General features: G+C 73.6%; 20 protein-coding genes. 7 read left to right on the top strand and 13 right to left on the bottom strand.

Annotation, left to right across the window (positions count from 1 at the left end; all coding sequences use genetic code 11):
* Positions 1-8 precede the first annotated feature (8 nt).
* Positions 9-1,295, bottom strand: coding sequence for an ABC transporter substrate-binding protein (locus tag ACSUPV_RS32265; RefSeq protein ID WP_031121577.1), 1,287 nt, complete (start codon positions 1,293-1,295; stop codon positions 9-11).
* On the bottom strand, positions 1,270-1,833 hold the full coding sequence (locus ACSUPV_RS32260; protein WP_031121578.1) for a hypothetical protein: 564 nt from the start codon (positions 1,831-1,833) through the stop codon (positions 1,270-1,272). The genes ACSUPV_RS32265 and ACSUPV_RS32260 overlap by 26 nt, the downstream gene beginning before the upstream one ends.
* 146 nt (positions 1,834-1,979) lie before the next feature.
* On the opposite strand from ACSUPV_RS32260, the gene ACSUPV_RS32255 reads away from it, so the two are divergent.
* From ACSUPV_RS32255 to ACSUPV_RS32245, 3 genes are all read left to right on the top strand, one after another.
* A complete protein-coding gene (locus ACSUPV_RS32255; protein ID WP_436949052.1) occupies positions 1,980-2,465 on the top strand; it encodes a hypothetical protein in 486 nt (161 codons plus the stop codon).
* On the top strand, positions 2,465-5,146 hold the full coding sequence (locus tag ACSUPV_RS32250; RefSeq protein WP_436949051.1) for an ABC transporter permease subunit: 2,682 nt from the start codon (positions 2,465-2,467) through the stop codon (positions 5,144-5,146). The genes ACSUPV_RS32255 and ACSUPV_RS32250 overlap by 1 nt, the downstream gene beginning before the upstream one ends.
* A gap of 67 nt (positions 5,147-5,213) precedes the next feature.
* On the top strand, positions 5,214-5,855 hold the full coding sequence (locus ACSUPV_RS32245; protein ID WP_037770001.1) for an ATP-binding cassette domain-containing protein: 642 nt from the start codon (positions 5,214-5,216) through the stop codon (positions 5,853-5,855).
* A 72-nt stretch (positions 5,856-5,927) separates the two neighbouring features.
* Here ACSUPV_RS32245 and ACSUPV_RS32240 read toward each other — a convergent pair whose 3' ends face one another.
* Positions 5,928-6,578, bottom strand: coding sequence for a transglycosylase family protein (locus ACSUPV_RS32240; protein WP_037769998.1), 651 nt, complete (start codon positions 6,576-6,578; stop codon positions 5,928-5,930).
* Between the two features lie 546 nt (positions 6,579-7,124).
* On the opposite strand from ACSUPV_RS32240, the gene ACSUPV_RS32235 reads away from it, so the two are divergent.
* A complete protein-coding gene (locus ACSUPV_RS32235) occupies positions 7,125-7,907 on the top strand; it encodes a hypothetical protein (RefSeq protein WP_037769996.1) in 783 nt (260 codons plus the stop codon).
* Between the two features lie 86 nt (positions 7,908-7,993).
* Entirely contained in the window at positions 7,994-8,386 is a 393-nt protein-coding gene (locus ACSUPV_RS32230; protein ID WP_382617926.1) for a hypothetical protein, read from the top strand.
* Positions 8,387-8,449: 63 nt separating this feature from the next.
* Here the strand turns inward: ACSUPV_RS32230 and der are convergent, their stop codons facing one another.
* The 5 genes from der to aroH form a co-directional block, all read right to left on the bottom strand.
* Positions 8,450-9,925 carry a ribosome biogenesis GTPase Der gene (gene der, locus ACSUPV_RS32225; RefSeq protein ID WP_031121139.1) on the bottom strand — a complete coding sequence of 492 codons (1,476 nt, stop codon included), beginning with the start codon at positions 9,923-9,925 and terminating at the stop codon, positions 8,450-8,452.
* Between the two features lie 82 nt (positions 9,926-10,007).
* Positions 10,008-10,655: a lysophospholipid acyltransferase family protein gene (locus ACSUPV_RS32220; protein ID WP_037769991.1), complete on the bottom strand. Its 648-nt coding sequence runs from the start codon at positions 10,653-10,655 to the stop codon at positions 10,008-10,010.
* Positions 10,652-11,314, bottom strand: coding sequence for a (d)CMP kinase (gene cmk / locus ACSUPV_RS32215; RefSeq protein ID WP_436949050.1), 663 nt, complete (start codon positions 11,312-11,314; stop codon positions 10,652-10,654). The genes ACSUPV_RS32220 and cmk overlap by 4 nt, the downstream gene beginning before the upstream one ends.
* Positions 11,315-11,453: 139 nt before the next feature.
* Positions 11,454-12,539: a prephenate dehydrogenase gene (locus tag ACSUPV_RS32210; RefSeq protein ID WP_031121136.1), complete on the bottom strand. Its 1,086-nt coding sequence runs from the start codon at positions 12,537-12,539 to the stop codon at positions 11,454-11,456.
* Entirely contained in the window at positions 12,536-12,898 is a 363-nt protein-coding gene (aroH, locus tag ACSUPV_RS32205; RefSeq protein WP_359792058.1) for a chorismate mutase, read from the bottom strand. Before aroH ends, ACSUPV_RS32210 begins: the two co-directional genes overlap by 4 nt.
* A 178-nt stretch (positions 12,899-13,076) precedes the next feature.
* Between aroH and ACSUPV_RS32200 the strand changes: the two genes are divergently transcribed.
* On the top strand, positions 13,077-13,526 hold the full coding sequence (locus ACSUPV_RS32200; RefSeq protein WP_031121134.1) for a Rieske (2Fe-2S) protein: 450 nt from the start codon (positions 13,077-13,079) through the stop codon (positions 13,524-13,526).
* A 23-nt stretch (positions 13,527-13,549) separates the two neighbouring features.
* Positions 13,550-14,230 carry a nucleotidyltransferase domain-containing protein gene (locus ACSUPV_RS32195; RefSeq protein WP_037769985.1) on the top strand — a complete coding sequence of 227 codons (681 nt, stop codon included), beginning with the start codon at positions 13,550-13,552 and terminating at the stop codon, positions 14,228-14,230.
* Between the two features lie 57 nt (positions 14,231-14,287).
* Here ACSUPV_RS32195 and ACSUPV_RS32190 read toward each other — a convergent pair whose 3' ends face one another.
* The 5 genes from ACSUPV_RS32190 to ACSUPV_RS32170 all read right to left on the bottom strand — a co-directional run bounded on the left by ACSUPV_RS32190 (position 14,288) and on the right by ACSUPV_RS32170 (position 18,815).
* A complete protein-coding gene (locus ACSUPV_RS32190; RefSeq protein WP_037769983.1) occupies positions 14,288-15,307 on the bottom strand; it encodes an ADP-ribosylglycohydrolase family protein in 1,020 nt (339 codons plus the stop codon).
* Complete coding sequence (locus ACSUPV_RS32185) at positions 15,304-16,023, bottom strand: NUDIX hydrolase (RefSeq protein ID WP_436949049.1); 720 nt, start codon at positions 16,021-16,023, stop codon at positions 15,304-15,306. The genes ACSUPV_RS32190 and ACSUPV_RS32185 overlap by 4 nt, the downstream gene beginning before the upstream one ends.
* Positions 16,024-16,105: 82 nt before the next feature.
* The gene (locus ACSUPV_RS32180; protein WP_037769980.1) at positions 16,106-17,167 is read right to left on the bottom strand and encodes a pseudouridine synthase; all 1,062 of its coding nucleotides are present in this window, start codon (positions 17,165-17,167) and stop codon (positions 16,106-16,108) included.
* Positions 17,167-17,853: an SMC-Scp complex subunit ScpB gene (gene scpB / locus ACSUPV_RS32175; protein ID WP_031121128.1), complete on the bottom strand. Its 687-nt coding sequence runs from the start codon at positions 17,851-17,853 to the stop codon at positions 17,167-17,169. Before scpB ends, ACSUPV_RS32180 begins: the two co-directional genes overlap by 1 nt.
* The gene (locus ACSUPV_RS32170; protein WP_359792047.1) at positions 17,850-18,815 is read right to left on the bottom strand and encodes a segregation and condensation protein A; all 966 of its coding nucleotides are present in this window, start codon (positions 18,813-18,815) and stop codon (positions 17,850-17,852) included. Before ACSUPV_RS32170 ends, scpB begins: the two co-directional genes overlap by 4 nt.
* Between the last annotated feature and the right edge of the window lie 122 nt (positions 18,816-18,937).

Below are 18,937 nucleotides of genomic sequence, written 5' to 3'. Positions count from 1 at the left end.
CGCTGTCCTCAAGGCTGGTAGGCCAGTTGCGGGACGGTGAAGCAGGTGCGGTTCATGTCCCCCTGGCTCACCCAGCCCCTGCCGTCCTGCCAGCGGGCCACCGAGAGACAGGTGTCGCCGGTCTTCGGCGGTTCGGCCAGCCGCGCGAACTCGACGGGGAGGAGCAGGCCGCCGGCGGTGTAGCCCTGGCTGCGGTTCATGTAGGCGTCGACGCACGCGCGCGTGATGCCCGTCCGCGCGCAGGACCGCGCGGCGTCGGTGAACCAGCGGGCGGCGGCCCAGCCCTCCAACTGCCACTGGGAGTGCGTCCTCAGGTCCTTCGTCGCCTCGCGGAACTCCCGTACGGCCGGGTGACCGGTGTCGTCGAAGTTGCGGCTGGAGCCGGTCGCCCAGAGGGCGTTGCGGCAGCGCGGGGCGTCCTTGTAGTCGTCGGGGACGGTGGACGTCCAGTTCTGCACGTTGGTCACCTTGGCGGTGACGTCGGCGCCGACCTCGTCCATGGCCTGGCAGAGCCGGGCGTTGCCGTGCCCGTCGATGGCGTCGAACACCAGGTCGGCGCCCTGCTCCTTCAGGTCGGCGGCGACGGCGCGGAAGTTGGGCAGGGCGAAGTCGACCTGTTCGGTGACGACCTTGTAGCCCTCGGCGCGCAGGCCCCGCTCGACCAGCCGGGCGTAGGCGGCGGACGCGGACTGGTTGTAGGAGACGACGGCCGCCGTGCGGGCGCCGTGCTCACGCTTGAAGTAGCGGTAGACCTCGGTGCCGCCGTACAGGGTGCCGTCCCAGCCGGTGGTGCCGTTCCTGGGCGCGAGACTGCCGTAGATGCCGTAGAGGTGCGGGTAGGTGTCGTAGGCGGCGCCGATGGGCTGGCCGCCGATGTCGGGCACGCGCGCACGCGAGACGCGCGAGGCGCCCGCGTAGTCGAGGGCGGTGGTGGCGACCAGGGCGACGACCTCGTCCTCCTCGACCAGTCGGTGCACGCACTCGTTGTTGCCGACGCCGCTGCCGCCATCGTCGCACAGGCGCACCTCGACGCGCCGGCCGTCGATGCCCCCGCGCGCGTTGAGCCGGTCGAACCAGGCCTTGGCCCCGTCGCGCGGGCCGGTGAAGGCGGCGCCGCCGACCGGGCTGGTGGCGCTGGTGATGATGCCGACCCGCAGGGGCGCGGCGTCCTGGGGCGCGGGCGTGCGGTCGTCGTGTTCGAAGTCGCTCTCCGGGAGCCGGCTGCCGCAGGCCGCGCTCAGGGCGAGGAGCAGCGCCGCGGCGACGGCCTCAGCAGCCCGGTACCGGCGACGCATTGCCGCTCAGTTGCACCAGCGCGCACAGCGTCTTGGCGGACACCTTCCAGGTGCCGTCCTGCTCCACGGCCGTCCCGGAGGCGTCGGGCAGGGCGGTGGCGCCCTTCAGGGTGAGCGTGTACGTCACGTCCGCCTCGGTCGCCGAGGTGAACTCGACCTTGGTGACCTGGGCCTGGACCTGCCCGCCGCGTGCGTCACCGCTGAAGGCCTCCAGGACGGGGGCCATCCGGTCGCCGTTCTCCAGGACGGCGACCTTGTCCTGGGCGGAGGTCTTGGGGTCGAAGAACTTCTGCCAGTTCTGCTTGATCTCCGCCTCGGCCGCCGCCCGGTCCGCGGGGGCGCTGGCCGGGGCGCTCGTGGTGCGCTCCGCGGTCGGTGTGGGTGGCGTGGCGCCGTCTCCGCCGCCGTTGTCGTCGCCGCATGCCGCGAGGGCCGGGAAGAGGGCCAGTACGAGGGCGGCCGTGATCGCCGTGCCCCGTCCCGCGGTGCGCGGGCCCCCCGTCGCGTTCCCCCGCCTGAGGTCGCTGCCGAGAACCATCTGGCTCACCACCGGGTGTCGGTCCGGGCGATGCGCGCCCGGTGCTTTCAGGGTCAGCTTCCACAGGGCATAGTGCAAGCGATCGGCGGACTTGAACAGGCAGCCAGGCGCGTGCCCAGCCATGACCGACGTGTGGGAGCCAGCGAATGCGGACAAGCCGACTGAGGACCGTGCATCCCGTCCTGTGGGCCGGCTGGGCCGCGCTGGCCGTCGGCGCGGTGCTGTGCGTCGTCGGCTGGTACGGCGTCTCCGGCGAGCGCCACGCCGAACGGCAGCTGCCCTACCTGGCCTCCTGCACGGTCCCCGGTGCCGCGCTGATCATCGCCGGGGCGGTGCTGCTGGCGCACGGCCGGGGCTCGGTCGCCGCCGCGCGCGTGGAGGAGCTGTACGGCCTGCTGGTGGCGGCCGGGCCCGGCGACGACCGGGCGGACGCCGGGACCGGGCAGGCGGTGTCGGGGCCGCTCGCGGTCAGCGGCGACCTGCTGATGGTGCCGGGCGGCACGCTGTACCACCGCGCGGACTGCCCGCTGGTCGCGGGGAAGGCGGAGGCGGTCCCGGTCGATTCCAAGCCGGTGGCGAGCGGTGAGCTGGGCCCCTGCCCGATCTGCGAGCCGGCCGAAGAAACCGACTGATGTCCTCGCTCACGTACGACCTCACCCTCGCCGGCCTCTCCGTCGGCAGCGCGGCGGCGCTGACCGGGATCGGCCTGATCGTGACGTACCGCGCGACCGGCGTGCTCAACTTCGCGCACGGCGCGATCGCGATGGTGTGCGCGTACGCGCTGCGGCAGTGCGTGGTCGAGTGGGGCTGGCCGCTGTGGCTCGGGGCGACGGTGACGCTGCTGGTGCTGGCGCCGGGCCTGGGTGTCGTCCTGGAGTGGTTCGTCTTCCGGCCCCTGTCGGTCCTGGGCTCGGACCCGGCGCAGACGCTGGTGGCGTCCATCGGGGTGTTCGTGCTGCTGGTGGGCGGGGCGGCGCTGCTGTGGGGGCAGGGGGCGCGGGACGACGCGCCGGAGCTGGTGCCGGACGAGCCGTGGGGGCAGCTGGCGGTGGTGCTGGTGCTGGCCGCCGGGGTCGCGGCGGTGGTGCGCTGGACGCGGTTCGGGCGGGAGCTGCGGGCCGTGGTCGACGACCGGCGGCTGGCGGTGCTGGGCGGGATCGACGCGGACCGGGTCGCGGCGGCGGGCTGGGCGTTCGGCTCGTTCACGGCGGGCCTGACGGGCGTGCTGCTGGCGCCGTACGTGCGGCTCGACCCGTATGGGCTGCCGCTGCTGGTGATGGAGGTCGTGGCGGTCGCGGTGGCCGCGCGGATGCGGAGTCTGCCGGTCGCGGTGGTGGTGGCGCTGGGCATCGGGGTGGCGCAGAGCCAGCTGACGCGGCTGCACCCGTCCGGGTGGGGCGAGCCGCTGCTCCAGGCGGCGACGACGAACCTGTTCGTCGTCGCGCTGCTGGTCGCGGCGCTGGTGCTGCCGGGGGTCGGCGCCCGCGACGCGCTGCCGCGCACGGCGACCGCCCGGGTGCCCACGCCGCCCGGCGTGTGGATCGTGGCGGGCGTGCTGTTCCTGCTGCCACTGGGCCTCGCCGGCCGGGACCTGCACACGTCGGTCCAGGTGCCGGCGCTGGCCGTGATCCTGCTGTCCCTGGTGGTGGTCACCGGCCGCGGCGGCCAGATCTCACTGGGGCAGGCGGCCTACGCGGGGCTGGGCGCCCTGTTCATGGCGCTGCTGGCGGCCGGGCGTTTCCCGGGCCTGCCGGCCCTGCCGGAGCTGGCGGCCCTCGCGGTGGCGGTCGTCCTGGTGGCGCCGCTGGGCCTGCTGACGGGCTGGCCGGCGATCGGCCGCCGGGGCCTGGCGCTGGCGCTGGCGACGTTCGCGATCGGCGTGGGGGTGAGCCGCTTCGTCTTCGCCCAGCCGTACGCCACGGCGGGCCTGTCGCTGGGCCGCCCGGCGGGCTTCGACGGGGACCGCGCCTACTACGTCCTGGAGTTGGTCCTGCTGGCGGTCGCGCTGCTGGCGACGCACGCGCTGCGCCGGGGCCGGACGGGACGGGCGCTGGCGGCCATGCGGGACCACGAGGCGGGCGCGCAGGCGGCGGGCGTCCGGGTGCCGTCCCTCAAGCTGGGCGCCTTCGTGGCGGGCGCCGCGCTCGCCGCGCTGGGCGGCGGCATGCTCGGCATGGGCCTGCGCGCCTTCGACGCCGCCGCGTACGACCCGGTGCGCGGGCTGCTGTGGTTCGCCGCGGTGGTGGTGCTGGGCGCCGACAGCACCCTCGGCGCCCTCGCCGCCGCCGCCCTCCTGGTCGGCCTGGACGCGGGCACCCGCGGTGGGGTCGCCGCGGCCCTGATCGGCGTCCTGGCGATCCTGGTGGGCCGCTTCCCCGGCGGCCCGTACGAGGCCCTGCGCACGGTGGCGGACCGGCTGCGCCCGCGCCGCACACCGGCCCTGACACCGACGGGGGTCCGGGCCCGCGGCCTGCTGCGCCCGGCGGAACCACGGGAGCCCCGCAGGGCGCCGGTGCCGGTGGGGGCCACGGCAACGGGCGCGACGGCGGGCGGGACCCCCGGCACCGGCGGGCGGCCACCGGCCTCCCCGGTCCCCCGCACGCCCCCCACCCCGTCGGCTCCCCTGCTCACCGCCCGTCGGCTCCACGCCCGCTACGGCGGCTTCACCGCCCTCGACGGAGTCGACCTGGACCTCTCCCCCGGGCGGATCACCACGGTCGTGGGCCCCAACGGGGCCGGGAAGAGCACCCTGTTCCACTGTCTGGCCGGGACGCTGCGGCCCGCGCGCGGGACGGTGCGGCTCGGCGGGCGGGACATCACCGCGCTGCCCGCGCACGCCCGCACCCGCCTCGGGATCGCGCGGACCTTCCAGCAACTGGCCGTCTTCCCCTCGCTGACCGTGGCCGAGAACGTCCGGGTCGGCGCCGAGCAGGGCCGGGTGACCGACCGGGGCGCCGTGGAGCGGACGCTCAGGCTGCTGGGACTGGACGGGCCGGTGCGGGCGCTGCCCGCCGCCGGGCTGCCCACGGGGACGCTGCGCCGCGTCGAACTGGCCCGTGTCCTGGCCGGCGGCCCCCGCGTGCTGCTGCTCGACGAGCCCGCCGCCGGCCTCGACACCGCCGAAGTCGCCGCCCTGGCCCGCGTCCTGAAGGCCCTGGCCGCCGACGGCACGGCCCTGCTCGTCGTCGAGCACGACCTGGACCTGGTCGCGGGCCTCGCCGACGTCGTGCACGTGATGAACGCGGGCCGGATCGTCGCCTCCGGTCCGCCCGGGCGGGTGCTGGACGCCCTGGGAACGGGGGCGGGCCGATGAGCACCGGGAACTCCCCGGAGCCGGGAACCCGCCGGTGCGTCGCACCCGGGAGTGCGGGAGCCGGCCGATGACCACCGTCTCCCTGCGCCACGCGCGCGTGCGCTACGGCCCGTTGGAGGCCCTGCACGGCGTCACCCTCGCCGCCCCCGGCCCGGGTCTCACCGTGCTGCTGGGCCGCAACGGCTCCGGCCGTACGACCGTCCTGCGCGCCTTGGCGGGCACCGTCCCCCTGTCGGGCGGCGCGGTGGTGTGGGACGGGGCCGACGTCACCCGCGTACCGGCGTACGAGCGGGCCCGGCGCGGACTGTGCCTGGTCCCGGAGCGGCAGGCCGTGTTCGGCTCGCTCACCGTGCGCGAGAACCTCGCACTCACCGCCCCGGACCACGACGCGGCCCTGGACGCCTATCCGCAGCTGCGGCCCCTGCTGGAGCGCCGCGCCGGCACCCTGTCCGGCGGGGAGCAGCGCATGCTCGCCCTGTCCCGGGCGCTGCTGGCACGCGCGCGCGTGGTGCTCGTCGACGAGCCCGCCCAGGGCATGTCGCCCCCGGTCGCGGCCCGCACCTACGAGCTGCTGGGCGGGCTCGACGCGTGCGTGGTGGTCGCCGAGCAGCGGCTGCCGCCCGCGCTGCGGGACCGGCCGGTCCTGGTGTACGAACTACGTCGCGGAGCCGTCGTGTTCGCCGGGGAGGCGGGTGAACTCGCGCACTGACCCGGAGCGCCGGGACCCCGCCCGATCGGTCCGACCGGACGGGGCCCGTGTCCCGGCGAGGGGCGCAGCGGCTCAGATCTCGAGGCGCAGGCCGGGCACGATCACATCGGGGTCGTCGCCGATGGCTGCCTTGTTGGCGGCGTAGAGGCGCTGCCAGGTGGTCCCGTGCCGGGCGGCGACGCCGCTGAGGGTGTCGCCCTCGCGGACGGTGTAGTCGCCGCGGGCCGAGCCGCGGTCAGGGTGTTCCGCGGCACGCGCCGGTGCCGTCGAGGCCTTGGAGGGCTTCGAGGGCTTGGAGGGTACGGACTCGGTGGTGTTCACCGGGTCGGCGGCGGGTGCGCTGCCGCTCGCCCCGGCGCGTGCCGAGCAGGTCGGCCAGGCGCCCCATCCCTGGGCACGCTGGACCTTGGTGGCGACCGCGATCTGCTGGGACCTGCTCGCCCGGTCGGCGGTGGGCGCGTAGGCGGTGCCGCCGTAGGCCCGCCAGGTGGAGGCGGCGAACTGGAGCCCGCCGTAGTAGCCGTTGCCGGTGTTGATGTGCCAGTTGCCGCCGCTCTCGCACTGGGCGATGCGGTCCCACACTCCGCTGTCGGCCGCCGCGGCGTTTCCGGTCGCGGCCAGCAGTCCGAGGGGCGCGAGCAGTGCCGCCCCGGCGAGGACCGCCGTCGTACGAACCTGGTTCTTCCGAGCGTCGTGGCGAGTGGTATCGGCACATTCGGACATGTGGTTCCCTCTCGAAACACCCGGGGTCCCCCAAGGCGGAACGCCACTCCCCGCGCCATGGGGCGCGGAGGTCGCGCTCGCCCCGTCCGCCGGTGCGGTGCTGCGCCCGGTTCCGGAGAACCGTGCGGTCGACGGACGTACCCGAGCGGTGCTCGCTGCACACGGCCGAAGAATCTAAGGAGGTCGGCGGTCCGGCATCAACCAGTCGCCTGTTACGGCAGGCCAGTTCGCCGATACCTCAGGTAACGGCTATTTCCGGACACCCACTTCATTCGCGGATTTCCGGATTTGTCGACCAACCCACCCGATGGCCTGTGACCCAGTTCACCGATCCAACGCCCTTCACAGCGCGGCCACTTGACACTGAGTGCGCCATTCCGGACCGACCGTGACCCTGTGCGCAGGATGGTTCGATTCCGTTCGCTCTGGGGCGTGACTCCCGCCACAGATCGCCCGTTGTCTTCTTCATGAGCCGGGACCCACCCGGACCACGGACCGGGGAGCCACCCGGCCCCGCCCCGCACCACATCCCCGAGGGAGCCACCCGTGCCGCGCATGCTCGACGTCAGCGACGAGGTACGCGCCGAGATCGGCGACGAAGAAGCCGACCGCCTGCTCGCCGGAGAGACCGCCCCGGGCAGTTACGACTGCACGTCCTGCCGCACTCCGGGCGATTCGGAACAGGAGCGCACCAGCACCGTCCTGTTCATCGGGGACGAGACCGCCGTCCTCGCCTTCGCCCACGCCGGCTGCCTACCCTCGCAGGTCGTCCAGGTCACCGAGGAGCAGCTGCGCGGCGCCGTGAAGTCCATCACCGGCGACACCGTCGACCTGGAGCCCGACAAGGTGGTGCCCGAGCAGGCGGTGCTCGGCGTGACCAGCGGACTGGTCCTGATCGGCGGGGAGTTGCACCCGGCCCTGGTGGTGGAGCCGACCGCGCCCATCGCCCGGCCCGGCACGACCGGCCGCGGCGACGACTTCCTGCCGCTGCTCATCGAGCAGGGGTTCATGCCCCTGAGCGAGCTGTCCGCCGTACCGCCGGTGCTGCACGGCTGGTCCGTGCTGCTCGCCGTGGGTCGGCTGCACGCGGTGCTCCAGCCGGGCAGCAACGGCGGCCAGCCGGTGGCGTGGTGGCAGGCGCACCAGCCGCTCCAGGTCACCGAGGGCTGGCGGGCGGCCGCCAACAAGCACCAGCAGGTGCTGATGTTCGCCGCGCCGGTCGGCTCGATCGGCCGCCAGCCGCGTGAGGACCTGCTGCGGGACGCGCTGGACAAGGCGGCGGCCAACGGCCAGCTGGTTGGTGCGGCACTGCCGCTGGCCGGCACCTGAGCCGCGAGTCACCCGCCTGGGCCGCAGCCCCGCGAAAGCCGTAACCGGGGCCGCATCCCTTGACCCGCGGGGTCGTTTGGACATACGTGCACGCATACGACGTTCCCCGCCGCCAGTCCTTCTCGTCGATCCCCTCCGCGCGGTCGGCTCAGGACTCCCAGGGCGGCCCATCGGCCACGCCGATCTACGACGCGCTCTACGCCGAGTACGTCAAGTCCTTCCGCGCACTGCCCGGCGACCGCAGCGGCGAGGAGAAGCTGGGCTTCACCGCCTTCGGGAACATGTCGCACGGTACGGGCTCGTACGGCAGTTCACACGGCAGCTCGTACAGTGCCTACAGCGCGGGGGCGCAGAGCGCCCGGCACGCCGCCGGGCAGCAGCCGCAATGGCAGCGGGTCGGGACCATCGACTCGCACGGCGGCACGGGGATGCACCACGTGCCCGCCGCGCTGCCGCCGGGCCGGCGCAGCGGCGTCTGAGCGAGCACCGCACAGTGGAAGGGGCGGCCCCCGACGGGGCCGCCCCTTCCACTGCCTGCTGGGCTACTTCTTCTTGCCGCGCTTCTCGCGCACCCGCACCGAGATGTGGATCGGCGTCCCCTCGAAGCCGAACTCCTCGCGCAGGCGGCGCTCGATGAAGCGCCGGTAGCCCGCCTCGATGAAGCCGGAGGCGAACAGCACGAACCGCGGCGGCTTGGTGCCCGCCTGGGTGCCGAACAGGATGCGCGGCTGCTTGCCGCCCCGGACCGGGTGCGGGTGGGCGGCGACCAGTTCGCCGAGGAACGCGTTCAGCCGTCCCGTCGGGACCCGGGTCTCCCAGCCCGCCAGGGCCGTCTCGATCGCCGGGACCAGCTTCTCCATGTGCCGCCCGGTGCGCGCCGAAACGTTCACCCGGGGCGCCCACGCCACCTGGCCGAGCTCGGTCTCGATCTCCCGCTCCAGGTAGTAGCGGCGCTCCTCGTCGAGCGTGTCCCACTTGTTGAACGCCAGGACGATCGCGCGGCCCGCCTCGACGGCCATGGTGACGATGCGCTGGTCCTGCACCGAGATGGACTCGGCGGCGTCGATCAGGATGACCGCGACCTCGGCCTTCTCGACGGCGGCGGCGGTGCGCAGCGAGGCGTAGTAGTCGGCGCCCTGCTGGAGGTGGACGCGCTTGCGGATGCCCGCCGTGTCGACGAACTTCCAGGTGACGCCGCCGAGTTCGATCAGCTCGTCGACCGGGTCGCGGGTGGTGCCGGCCAGCTCGTTGACGACGACGCGCTCCTCGCCCGCCACCTTGTTCAGCAGGGAGGACTTGCCGACGTTCGGGCGGCCGATCAGGGCGATGCGGCGCGGGCCGCCGATGCCGCCCCCGCCGAACGTCTCGCGCGGCGCCTCGGGCAGCACCTCCAGGACCTGGTCGAGCATGTCGCCCGTACCGCGGCCGTGCAGCGCGGAGACCGGGTACGGCTCGCCGAGGCCCAGCGACCACAGGTAGGCCGCGTCGGCCTCGCCGCTCGGGCCGTCCACCTTGTTGGCGCACAGCACGACCGGCTTGCCGGCCTTGCGCAGGAGCCGGACGACGGCCTCGTCGGTGTCGGTGGCGCCGACCTTGGCGTCGACGACGAACACGACGGCGTCGGCGGCCTCGATGGCGTACTCGGCCTGGGCGGCCACGGAGGCGTCGATGCCGAGGACGTCCTGCTCCCAGCCGCCGGTGTCGACGACCTTGAAGCGGCGGCCCGCCCACTCGGCCTCGTAGGTGACGCGGTCGCGGGTGACGCCGGGCTTGTCCTCGACGACCGCCTCGCGACGGCCGATGATGCGGTTCACCAGGGTCGACTTGCCGACATTGGGGCGGCCGACGACGGCGAGCACGGGCAGCGGGCCGTGGCCCGCCGCCTCGATGGCGCCCTCGACGTCCTCGAGGTCGAAGCCCTCCTCCGCGGCGAGCTCCATGAACTCCGCGTACTCGGCGTCGCCGAGCGCCCCGTGGTCGTGCTCGTGCGCGCCCTCGGGCTGGATGTGGTCGTTCATGAAGTCCGTACCTCGTCGTTCATCGTGGTGGTCGGTGGAGTACCCCGCTGTGCGGCGGGCTGATCCACTACTCAAGTGTCGCCTAGCGCCTGGTGAGGCGCCTGGCGTTTTCCAGGTGGGCGGCCAGCTGCTTCTGTATGCGCCCGGTCGCCTCGTCGAGCGCCTTGCGCGTGCGGCGGCCGCTGCCGTCGCCGGCCTCGAAGGGCTCGCCGAAGACGACGTCGACGCGCGAGCGCAGCGGAGGCAGCCCCTTTATCAACCGTCCGGGCCGGTCGGAACTTCCCAGCACGGCGACCGGCACGATCGGGGCGCCGCTGCGCACCGCGAAGTAGGCGAGCCCCGCGCGCAGCGAGGCGAAGTCGCCCTCGCCCCGGGTGCCCTCCGGGAAGATGCCGAGCACGCCGCCGTTGTCCAGGACGCCGAGCGCCCGGGTGATCGCCGTACGGTCGGTGGTGTCGCGGTCCACCTTCAGTTGGCCGATGCCGGTCAGGAACGGGTCGAGCGGGCCGACGAACGCCTCCTTCTTGATCAGGAAGTGCGTCGGCCGGGGCGCCACGCCCATGACCATCGGCCCGTCGATGTTGTGGGAGTGGTTGACCGCGAGGATCACCGGGCCGGTCGCGGGCACCTTCCAGGCGCCGAGCACGCGCGGCTTCCACAGCCCGTACATCAGGCCGACGCCGATGCGCCGCCCGACCTCGGCGCCCCGCGTCGAAGGCAGCTCGGTCACTTCCCGGCCCGCTTCTCCTCGACGAGGGTGACGACGCACTCGATGACCTGGGCCAGCGTGAGCTCGGTGGTGTCCACCTCGACGGCGTCGTCCGCCTTGGCGAGCGGGGAGGTCTTGCGGCTGGAGTCGGCGGCGTCGCGCTTGATCAGGGCCTCGCGGGTGGAGTGCACGTCGGCGCCCTTCAGCTCACCGCTGCGGCGGGCGGCGCGCGCCTCCGCGGAGGCGGTGAGGAAGATCTTCAGGTCGGCGTCCGGCAGCACGGTCGTGCCGATGTCCCGACCCTCGACCACGATGCCGTGCTCGGCGGAGGCCGCTATCGAGCGCTGCAGCTCGGTGATCCGCGCCCGCACCTCGGGCACCGCGCTGACCGCGCTGACCTTGGAGGTGACCTCCTGGGTGCGGATCGGGCCGGCCACGTCGACGCCGTCCACGGTGATGGTGGGGGCCTGCGGGTCCGTCCCGGACACGATCTCGGGCTTGCCGGCCGCGGCCGCGATCGCGGCGGGGTCGTCGATGTCGATGCCGTTGTTCACCATCCACCAGGTGATCGCCCGATACTGGGCGCCGGTGTCCAGGTAGCTCAGCCCGAGCTGCGCCGCCACGGCCTTCGAGGTGCTCGACTTGCCCGTGCCGGAGGGGCCGTCGATGGCGACAATCACTGGCGTGGCGCTTTCCACAGTGGGGACCTTCCTGGACCGGGCTGGCGGGGGTGGGGGCGCGACTGCCCCGCACAAGGTTACTGGGTGCGCGTCACTCGTCCGGCACAGCGGGGATGAGCCACCCCCGGCCCCGCTCCGGCTACTGCCGGATCGCCCAGCCCCGCTCCCGCAGCGCGGCGGACAGCACCGGCGCCGCCTTCGGCTCCACCATCAACTGCACGAGACCGGCCTGCTGCCCCGTCGCGTGCTCGATCCGCACGTCCTCGATGTTGACGCCCGCCATGCCCGCGTCCGCGAAGATCCGGGCCAGCTGCCCCGGCTGGTCGTCGATGAGCACCGCCACGACCTCGTAGACCCGCGGCGCGGACCCGTGCTTGCCGGGGACGCGGACCTGCCCGGCGTTGCCGCGCCGCAGGACGTCCTCGATGCCGCCGGTGCCCTCACGGCGCTTGTGGTCGTCGGAGGACTGCAGCGCGCGCAGGGACCGCACGGTCTCCTCCAGGTCGGCGGCGACCTCCGTGAGCAGGTCGGCGACCGGCCCGGGGTTGGCGGAGAGGATGTCGATCCACATCCGGGGGTCGGAGGCGGCGATCCGCGTCACGTCCCGGATGCCCTGCCCGCACAGTCGTACGGCGGCCTCCTCGGCGTGCTCCAGGCGCGCGGCGACCAGGCTGGAGACCAGGTGGGGCATGTGGGAGACGAGGGCGACGGCCCGGTCGTGGGCGTCGGCGTCCATCACCACCGGCACGGCACGGCAGTGCGAGACCAGCTCCAGGGCGAGGTTCAGCACCTCGGTGTCGGTGTCCCGGGTCGGGGTGAGCACCCAGGGGCGGCCCTCGAAGAGGTCGCCGGTCGCGGCGAGCGGGCCGGACTTCTCCCGGCCCGACATGGGGTGCGTGCCGATGTAGGCCGCGAGGTCGAGGCCGCGTTCCTCCAGCTCGCGGCGCGGTCCGCCCTTCACGCTGGCGACGTCGAGGTAGCCGCGCGCCAGGCCGCGGCTCATGGCGTCGGCGAGCACGTCGGCCACGTGCGCGGGCGGGGCGGCGACGATCGCCAGGTCGACGGGCCCGTCCGGCGCCTCGTCCGTGCCGGCACCGAGCGCGGCCGCCGTACGGGCCTGCTCGGGGTCGGGGTCGGCGAGGTGCACCGTGACACCCCGCTGGGACAGGGCAAGGGCGGCGGACGTGCCGATCAGCCCGGTGCCGATGACGAGTGCCGTCCTCACTGGGCGATGTCCTTGCGCAGGGCACCCGCGGCGCCGAGGTAGACGTGGGCGATCTCGGCGCGGGGCCGGTCGGACTCGATGTGCGCGAGGACCCGGACCACGCGCGGCATGGCGCCCTCGATGTCGAGTTCCTGCGCGCAGATCAGCGGGACGTCGACGATGCCGAGCTTGCGCGCGGCGGCGGCCGGGAAGTCGCTGTGCAGGTCGGGCGTGGCCGTGAACCAGATGCTGATCAGGTCGTCGGCGGTGAGGTCGTTGCGCTCCAGGATGGCCGTGAGCAGGGCTCCGACCTGCTCGTCCATGTGCCCGGCCTCGTCCCGTTCGAGTTGGACGGCCCCCCGGACCGCTCGTACCGCCACGGCGCTGCTCCTCGCTGACGTACCTGTCGCTCTCTGTGTCAAGCCTAGTCAGCCCGCGCGGACCGGGTGCGCGGCGCCCGCCGGGTGAGACGCCGAGGTTGCTTCTCCTGAGGCGGGTTCGGTGCCAGGATGCAGCTATTTCCGATTTATCCGTCTTCGGCATCCTCGGAGTGACGACATGACCCCCAGCACGACACGCCGCACGGTCCTCCTCGCGACGGGCGCCACGGGCGCGGCGGCGCTCGTGGCGGCCTGCGGCTCAGGCGGTGACGACAACGGCTCCGCGTCGACGGCCACCCCCACCGACCAGGGGGCCACCGGCACGGAGACGGCCCGCGGCGGCAAGGAGCTGGCCTCCATCGACGAGATCCCGGTCGGCGGCGGCAAGATCTTCAAGGACGACGAGGTCGTGGTGACCCAGCCGGAACAGGGGCAGTTCAAGGCGTTCTCGGCGATCTGCACCCACCAGCGCTGCACGGTGGGCTCCGTGTCCGACGGCACGATCAACTGCCCCTGCCACGGCAGCCGGTTCCGCGTCGCCGACGGCTCGGTGGCCAACGGCCCGGCGACCCGGCCGCTGCCCGCCGAGCAGATCACCGTGGAGGGAAATTCGGTGCGGCTGGCCTGAGGGTTCCGCGTACGCTCCCGGGCATGCAGCCCGAGACCCTGGTACGCGACCACACGATCTACGCCTGTGTGATGGGGTCGCGCGCCTTCGGGCTGGCGACGGACGGCAGCGACACCGACCGCCGGGGCGTGTTCCTTGCCCCCACGCCCCTGTTCTGGCGCTTCGACAAGCCGCCGACGCACGTCGAGGGGCCGGGCGAGGAGCGGTTCAGTTGGGAGCTGGAGCGGTTCTGCGAACTGGCCCTGCGCGCCAATCCGAACATCCTGGAGTGCCTGCACTCCCCGCTCGTGGAGTACGCCGACGACACCGGCCGCGAGCTTCTCGCCCTGCGGGGGGCGTTCCTGTCCCGGCGGGTCCACGAGACGTTCACGCGGTACTCGCACAGCCAGCGCCGCAAGCTGGAGGCCGACGTCCGCACCCACGGCGCCCCTCGCTGGAAGCACGCGATGCACCTGCTGCGCCTGCTCCTCAGCGCCCGGGACCTGCTGCGCACGGGCGCCCTGACGGTCGACGTCGGCGAGCACCGGGAGTCGCTGCTCGCGGTGAAGCGCGGCGAGGTGCCCTGGTCCGAGGTCGAGTCCCGGATGGCCCGCCTGGAGCGGGAGGCCGACGAGGCCGTCGGCCGCAGCCCGCTCCCGGCGGAACCGGACCGGCGGCGCGTGGAGGACTTCCTCACCCACTGCCGCCGGGCCTCGGCCCTGTAACCGCACACGGCACACGGCACACGGCACACGGCAGGGTCAGGCGTCTGGCGTCTGGCGTCAGGCGTCCCAGAGCGCCCCGAGGGTCAGCAGGTCGCTCCGGTACTCGATGCGGTCGGCCCAGTCGCCCGGCCAGGCTTCCGCGCCCAGGTGCGCACCGGCGAAGGCCCCGGCCAGGCAGGCGATCGAGTCCGAGTCGCCGGCGGTGCAGGCGGCGCGGCGCAGCGCCGTCACCGGCTCGTCGGGGAAGAGCAGGAAGCACAGCAGCCCGGTCGCCATGGCCTCCTCGGCGATCCAGCCTTCGCCGGTGGCCAGGCACGGGTCGTTCTCGGGCGAGACGGTGCGCACGGCGTGCTGGAGGCGGTCGAGGATCTCCAGGCACTCGTCCCAGCCGCGCGCGATGAACTGCTCGGGGGTCGGGTCCTGGGCGCGGCGCCACAGGTCGCCGAGCCAGCGCTCGTGGTAGTGGCTGCGGTTCTCCAGGGCGTACGACCGGAGCATCCCGACCAGCGCGGCCGGCTCGGTGCCCTGCGCGAGCAGGCGTACGGCGTGCGCGGTGAGGTCGGAGGCGGCGAGGCCGGTCGGGTGCCCGTGGGTCAGCGCCGCCTGCAACTGGGCGGCGCCCGCCCGCTGTTCGTCGCTCAGCCCGGGCACCAGCCCCAGGGGTGCGACGCGCATGTTGGCGCCGCAGCCCTTGGAATTGATCTGGCTGGCGTCCTGCCAGGGCCGGGCCTCGTCCTTCAGAAGCGCGCAGGCCCTGAGGCAGGTCCCGCCGGGAGCCCGGTTGTTCTCCGGCGACTGGTACCAGTCGAGGAACTCCTCACGCAGGGTCCGGGCGAGCTCGGACGGGGTGAGCAGCCCCCGGTCCATGGCCGTGCGCACCGCCCGCCCCACCGCCAGCGTCATCTGCGTGTCGTCCGAGACGTAGGCGTGCTTCGGCAGCGGCAGTTCCCGCCAGGGCCCGTGCTTGGCGAGGATCGTCGGCACGTCGTTGAACTCGGTCGGATATCCCAGCGCGTCCCCGAGGGCGAGCCCCGTGAGTGCTCCGGTGGCGGCTTGCTTGTGAACGAGCGTGGTCATGTGGGGCGTCCTTCCCGGGGCGGCCGGAGGAGAGGCGGATGGAGGGTGGTGGCGGTACCGGCGCGGTACAGCGCGGCGGGTTTGCCCCGGCCGCCGGTCAACCGCGCGGTGCCGGGGACGGGTTCGACGAAGCCCGGCGTGGCGAGCACCTTGCGCCGGAAGTTGGGCCGGTCGAGTTCGGTGCCCCACACGGTCTCGTAGACCCGCTGGAGCTCGCCGAGGGTGAACTCGGGCGGGCAGAAGGCGGTGGCGAGGCAGGTGTACTCGAGCTTGGCGCCGACGCGGTCGTGGGCGTCGGTCAGGATGCGGTCGTGGTCGAAGGCGAGCGGTCCTGCGGTGCCGTAGGGCACCCAGTCGGCCCGCGCGGCGTCGCCGCCGCCGTGGACCTCGGGCGCGTGGGGCAGCAGCGCGGCGAAGGCGACCGACACGACCCGCATCCGGGGATCGCGGCCGGGCTCGCTGTACGTCCGCAACTGCTCCAGGTGCAGCCCCGAGACGTCCGACAGGCCGGTCTCCTCGGCGAGTTCACGCCGCGCGGCCGTCTCCACGGACTCGTCCGGCTGGAGGAACCCGCCGGGCAGGGCCCGGTGTCCGGCGTACGGCTCCTGCCCGCGCTCGACGAGCAGTACGTGCAGGGCGCCGTCCCGGAGGGTGAGGACGGCGAGGTCGACCGTGACGGCGAAGGGTTCATGGGCGTACTTGTCGTAGCCGTCCATGACCTGCACCCCCTTTAATAGTCATCACGACTATAAAAGGGGGTGCGTGTCACTCACAAGTTCTGGAGGTCGACTTCCAGTTCTAGAGGTCCACTTCCTGCATCAGCATCCCGACCTCCGTGTTGGACAGCCGGCGCAGCCAGCCCGACTTCTGGTCGCCGAGGGTGATCGGTCCGAACGCGACCCGCACCAGCTTGTCGACCGGGAAGCCGGCCTCCGCCAGCATGCGGCGCACGATGTGCTTGCGGCCCTCGTGGAGGGTGACCTCGACGAGGTAGTTCTTACCGGTCTGCTCGACGACCCTGAAGTGGTCGGCGCGCGCGTAGCCGTCCTCCAGCTGGATGCCGTCCTTGAGCTTCTTGCCCAGGTCGCGCGGGATGGGGCCGACGATGTGCGCGAGGTAGGTCTTCTTCACGCCGTACTTCGGGTGGGTCAGGCGGTGCGCCAGCTCGCCGTGGTTGGTGAGCAGGATGACGCCCTCGGTCTCGGTGTCGAGCCGGCCCACGTGGAAGAGGCGGGTCTCGCGGTTGGTGACGTAGTCCCCGAGGCACTGCCGGCCCTCGGGGTCCTCCATCGTCGAGACGACACCGGCGGGCTTGTTCAGCGCGAAGAACTGGTAGCGCTGGGTGGCGACGGTCAGCCCGTCGACCTTGATCTCGTCCTTCTCGGGGTCGACCCGCCTGCCCTGCTCGAGGACGATCTCGCCGTTGACCTCGACCCTGGCCTCGTCGATCAGCTCCTCGCAGGCACGCCGGGAGCCGAAGCCCGCCCGGGCGAGGACCTTCTGCAGCCGCTCGCCCTCCTGCTCGGCGCCGGGGAAGGTCTTCGGGAGCTTGACCTCCTTCTTCCCGGCGTACCGGTCGCGGTTGCGCTCCTCGATCTGCGCCTCGTACTCACGGGGGCGCGCCGGGGCCGTGCGGCCCTGCTTCTGGGGCTGCTTGGGCCCGCCCTTGGCGCCGCCCCGGGCGGCCCCGCCGCGTCCGGCCTTGGGGCCGTCCTTGGTCGCCCCGGGGCCCACGTCGTAGCGGCGCTCCTCGGGGCGGGGCTTGCGGGGGCGGCCCTGCCCCTGCTTCTGGTCCCTGTTGTTGCCGGCGCCGCGGTGGTTACCGCGCCCGCCGCTCTTGCCGCTGCCGCTGCTTCGCATCAAAGTTCCGTCTGGTCGTCTTCGTCGTCGGTCCCCGGGCTCACCGGGCGGCCCGGCGCGTCGTCGTCGGGCGCGTCCGGGTCGAACGACGGTACGCCCTCCTGGGTCTCGGCCTCGATCGCCTCCGCCTCCGGGAGGAAGGGCGCGAGCTCCGGGAGCTCGTCCAGACCGCGCAGGCCCATCCGCTCCAGGAAGTAGTTCGTCGTCCTGTACAGGATCGCACCTGTTTCGGGTTCCGTGCCCGCCTCCTCTATCAGTCCGCGCTGGAGGAGGGTGCGCATGACACCGTCGCAGTTCACTCCGCGCACGGCCGAGACCCGGCTGCGGCTGACCGGCTGGCGGTAGGCGACGACCGCCAGGGTCTCCAGGGCGGCCTGGGTGAGGCGGGCCTGCTGGCCGTCCAGCACGAAGCGCTCGACGGCCGGCGCGTACGCGGCGCGGGTGTAGAACCGCCAGCCGTTCGCGACGAACCGCAGCTCGAAGCCGCGGCCCTGGACGGTGTACTCGTCGGCCAGCTCGCGCAGGGCGTCCGCGATCTGCCGCTTCGGCCGCTCCAGTATCTTCGCGAGGTGCTCCTCGGTCGCGGGCTCGTCGACGACCATGAGGACGGCTTCGAGGGCGGGCTTGAGATCGAGACCGGCGACGTCGCGCAGCCCGGCCGGGACCTCGGTGGTTTCCTGACTCACGCCTTCTTCTCCTCCTTCGGCGGCTCGGGCGGCCGGTCGAACTCGTCGGTGACGGTCGGTGTCTCGTCCCCGTCCCCGCCGGTCCACCGCACGAGCAGCTCCCCGAGCGCGGCCTCCTGCTCCAGCGCCACGGCCTTCTCGCGGTACAGCTCCAGCAGCGCGAGGAACCTCGCCACGACGGTCAGGGTGTCGTCGGTGTCCGCCACGAGCGCCCGGAAGCTGGCCTCGCCGAGCTCCCTGAGCCGGGCGACGACGATCTGCGCCTGCTCCTGCACGCTGACCAGGGGGGCGTGGATGTGGTCGACGTACACCTGCGGCTTGGGCTTCGGCTGCATCGCCTTCACGGCGAGCCTGGCGAACCCTTCCGCCCCGATGCTGATGACGACCTCGGGCAACAGCTCGGCGTGTTCCGGTTCGAGGCCGACGGTACGGGGGTAGCGCCGGGCCTCGTCGTCGAGCCGCCCGCTGAAGATGTCGGCGATCTGCTTGTACGCGCGGTACTGGAGCAGCCGCGCGAACAGCAGGTCCCGGGCCTCCAGCAGCGCCAGGTCGGCCTCGTCCTCGACCTCGGCGGCGGGCAGCAGCCGGGCCGCCTTCAGATCGAGCAGGGTGGCCGCGACCACGAGGAACTCGGTCGTCTCGTCCAGGTCCCAGTCCGGCCCCATGGCCCGGATGTGCGCCATGAACTCGTCGGTCACCTTGGACAGCGCGACCTCGGTGACGTCCAGCTTGTGCTTCGAGATCAGCTGGAGCAGCAGGTCGAAGGGCCCCTCGAAGTTGGCGAGCCGAACCTTGAAGACCCCGTCGTCGCCCTCGGCACGCCCGGCGGCGGACTCGCCGGCGTCCCCCGACTCGGGGGCGGGGCGCTCGGCGTCGATGCCGGCCCCGGGGGCGTACGCCTCGCGCGGGGACCCGGTCGTGACGGGCTCGGCGGCCGGGGCGGCGGACTCAGCCGTTGCCACCGTTGCCGGGGCGGGATGTCCACGCCCCGTCGTCGGACGGCCGACCTCGGGCCCAGGCCCGGCCACGTGGTGCGCCCCGTTCCCCGACTCGGCGGCCCCGACGCCCGCGAGGCCCACGCCGG

The sequence above is a fragment of the Streptomyces sp. SudanB52_2052 genome, from assembly GCF_964272415.1.
In the GTDB taxonomy this organism is placed as follows: Bacteria; Actinomycetota; Actinomycetes; order Streptomycetales; family Streptomycetaceae; genus Streptomyces; species Streptomyces olindensis.
Note: the sequence above shows the minus strand (reverse complement) of the source record. Positions and strands in the feature narration are given on the sequence as shown.

Coding starts and splice junctions, on each gene's coding strand:
- ACSUPV_RS32250 (WP_436949051.1), top strand. CDS start 2,465: ATGTCCTCGCTCACGTACGACCTCACCCTCGCCGGCCTCTCCGTCGGC.
- ACSUPV_RS32240 (WP_037769998.1), bottom strand. CDS start 6,578: ATGTCCGAATGTGCCGATACCACTCGCCACGACGCTCGGAAGAACCAG.
- ACSUPV_RS32190 (WP_037769983.1), bottom strand. CDS start 15,307: ATGACCACGCTCGTTCACAAGCAAGCCGCCACCGGAGCACTCACGGGG.
- der (WP_031121139.1), bottom strand. CDS start 9,925: ATGAACGACCACATCCAGCCCGAGGGCGCGCACGAGCACGACCACGGG.
- ACSUPV_RS32255 (WP_436949052.1), top strand. CDS start 1,980: ATGCGGACAAGCCGACTGAGGACCGTGCATCCCGTCCTGTGGGCCGGC.
- ACSUPV_RS32200 (WP_031121134.1), top strand. CDS start 13,077: ATGACCCCCAGCACGACACGCCGCACGGTCCTCCTCGCGACGGGCGCC.
- ACSUPV_RS32180 (WP_037769980.1), bottom strand. CDS start 17,167: ATGCGAAGCAGCGGCAGCGGCAAGAGCGGCGGGCGCGGTAACCACCGC.
- ACSUPV_RS32265 (WP_031121577.1), bottom strand. CDS start 1,295: ATGCGTCGCCGGTACCGGGCTGCTGAGGCCGTCGCCGCGGCGCTGCTC.
- ACSUPV_RS32260 (WP_031121578.1), bottom strand. CDS start 1,833: ATGGTTCTCGGCAGCGACCTCAGGCGGGGGAACGCGACGGGGGGCCCG.
- ACSUPV_RS32245 (WP_037770001.1), top strand. CDS start 5,214: ATGACCACCGTCTCCCTGCGCCACGCGCGCGTGCGCTACGGCCCGTTG.
- ACSUPV_RS32185 (WP_436949049.1), bottom strand. CDS start 16,023: ATGGACGGCTACGACAAGTACGCCCATGAACCCTTCGCCGTCACGGTC.
- ACSUPV_RS32195 (WP_037769985.1), top strand. CDS start 13,550: ATGCAGCCCGAGACCCTGGTACGCGACCACACGATCTACGCCTGTGTG.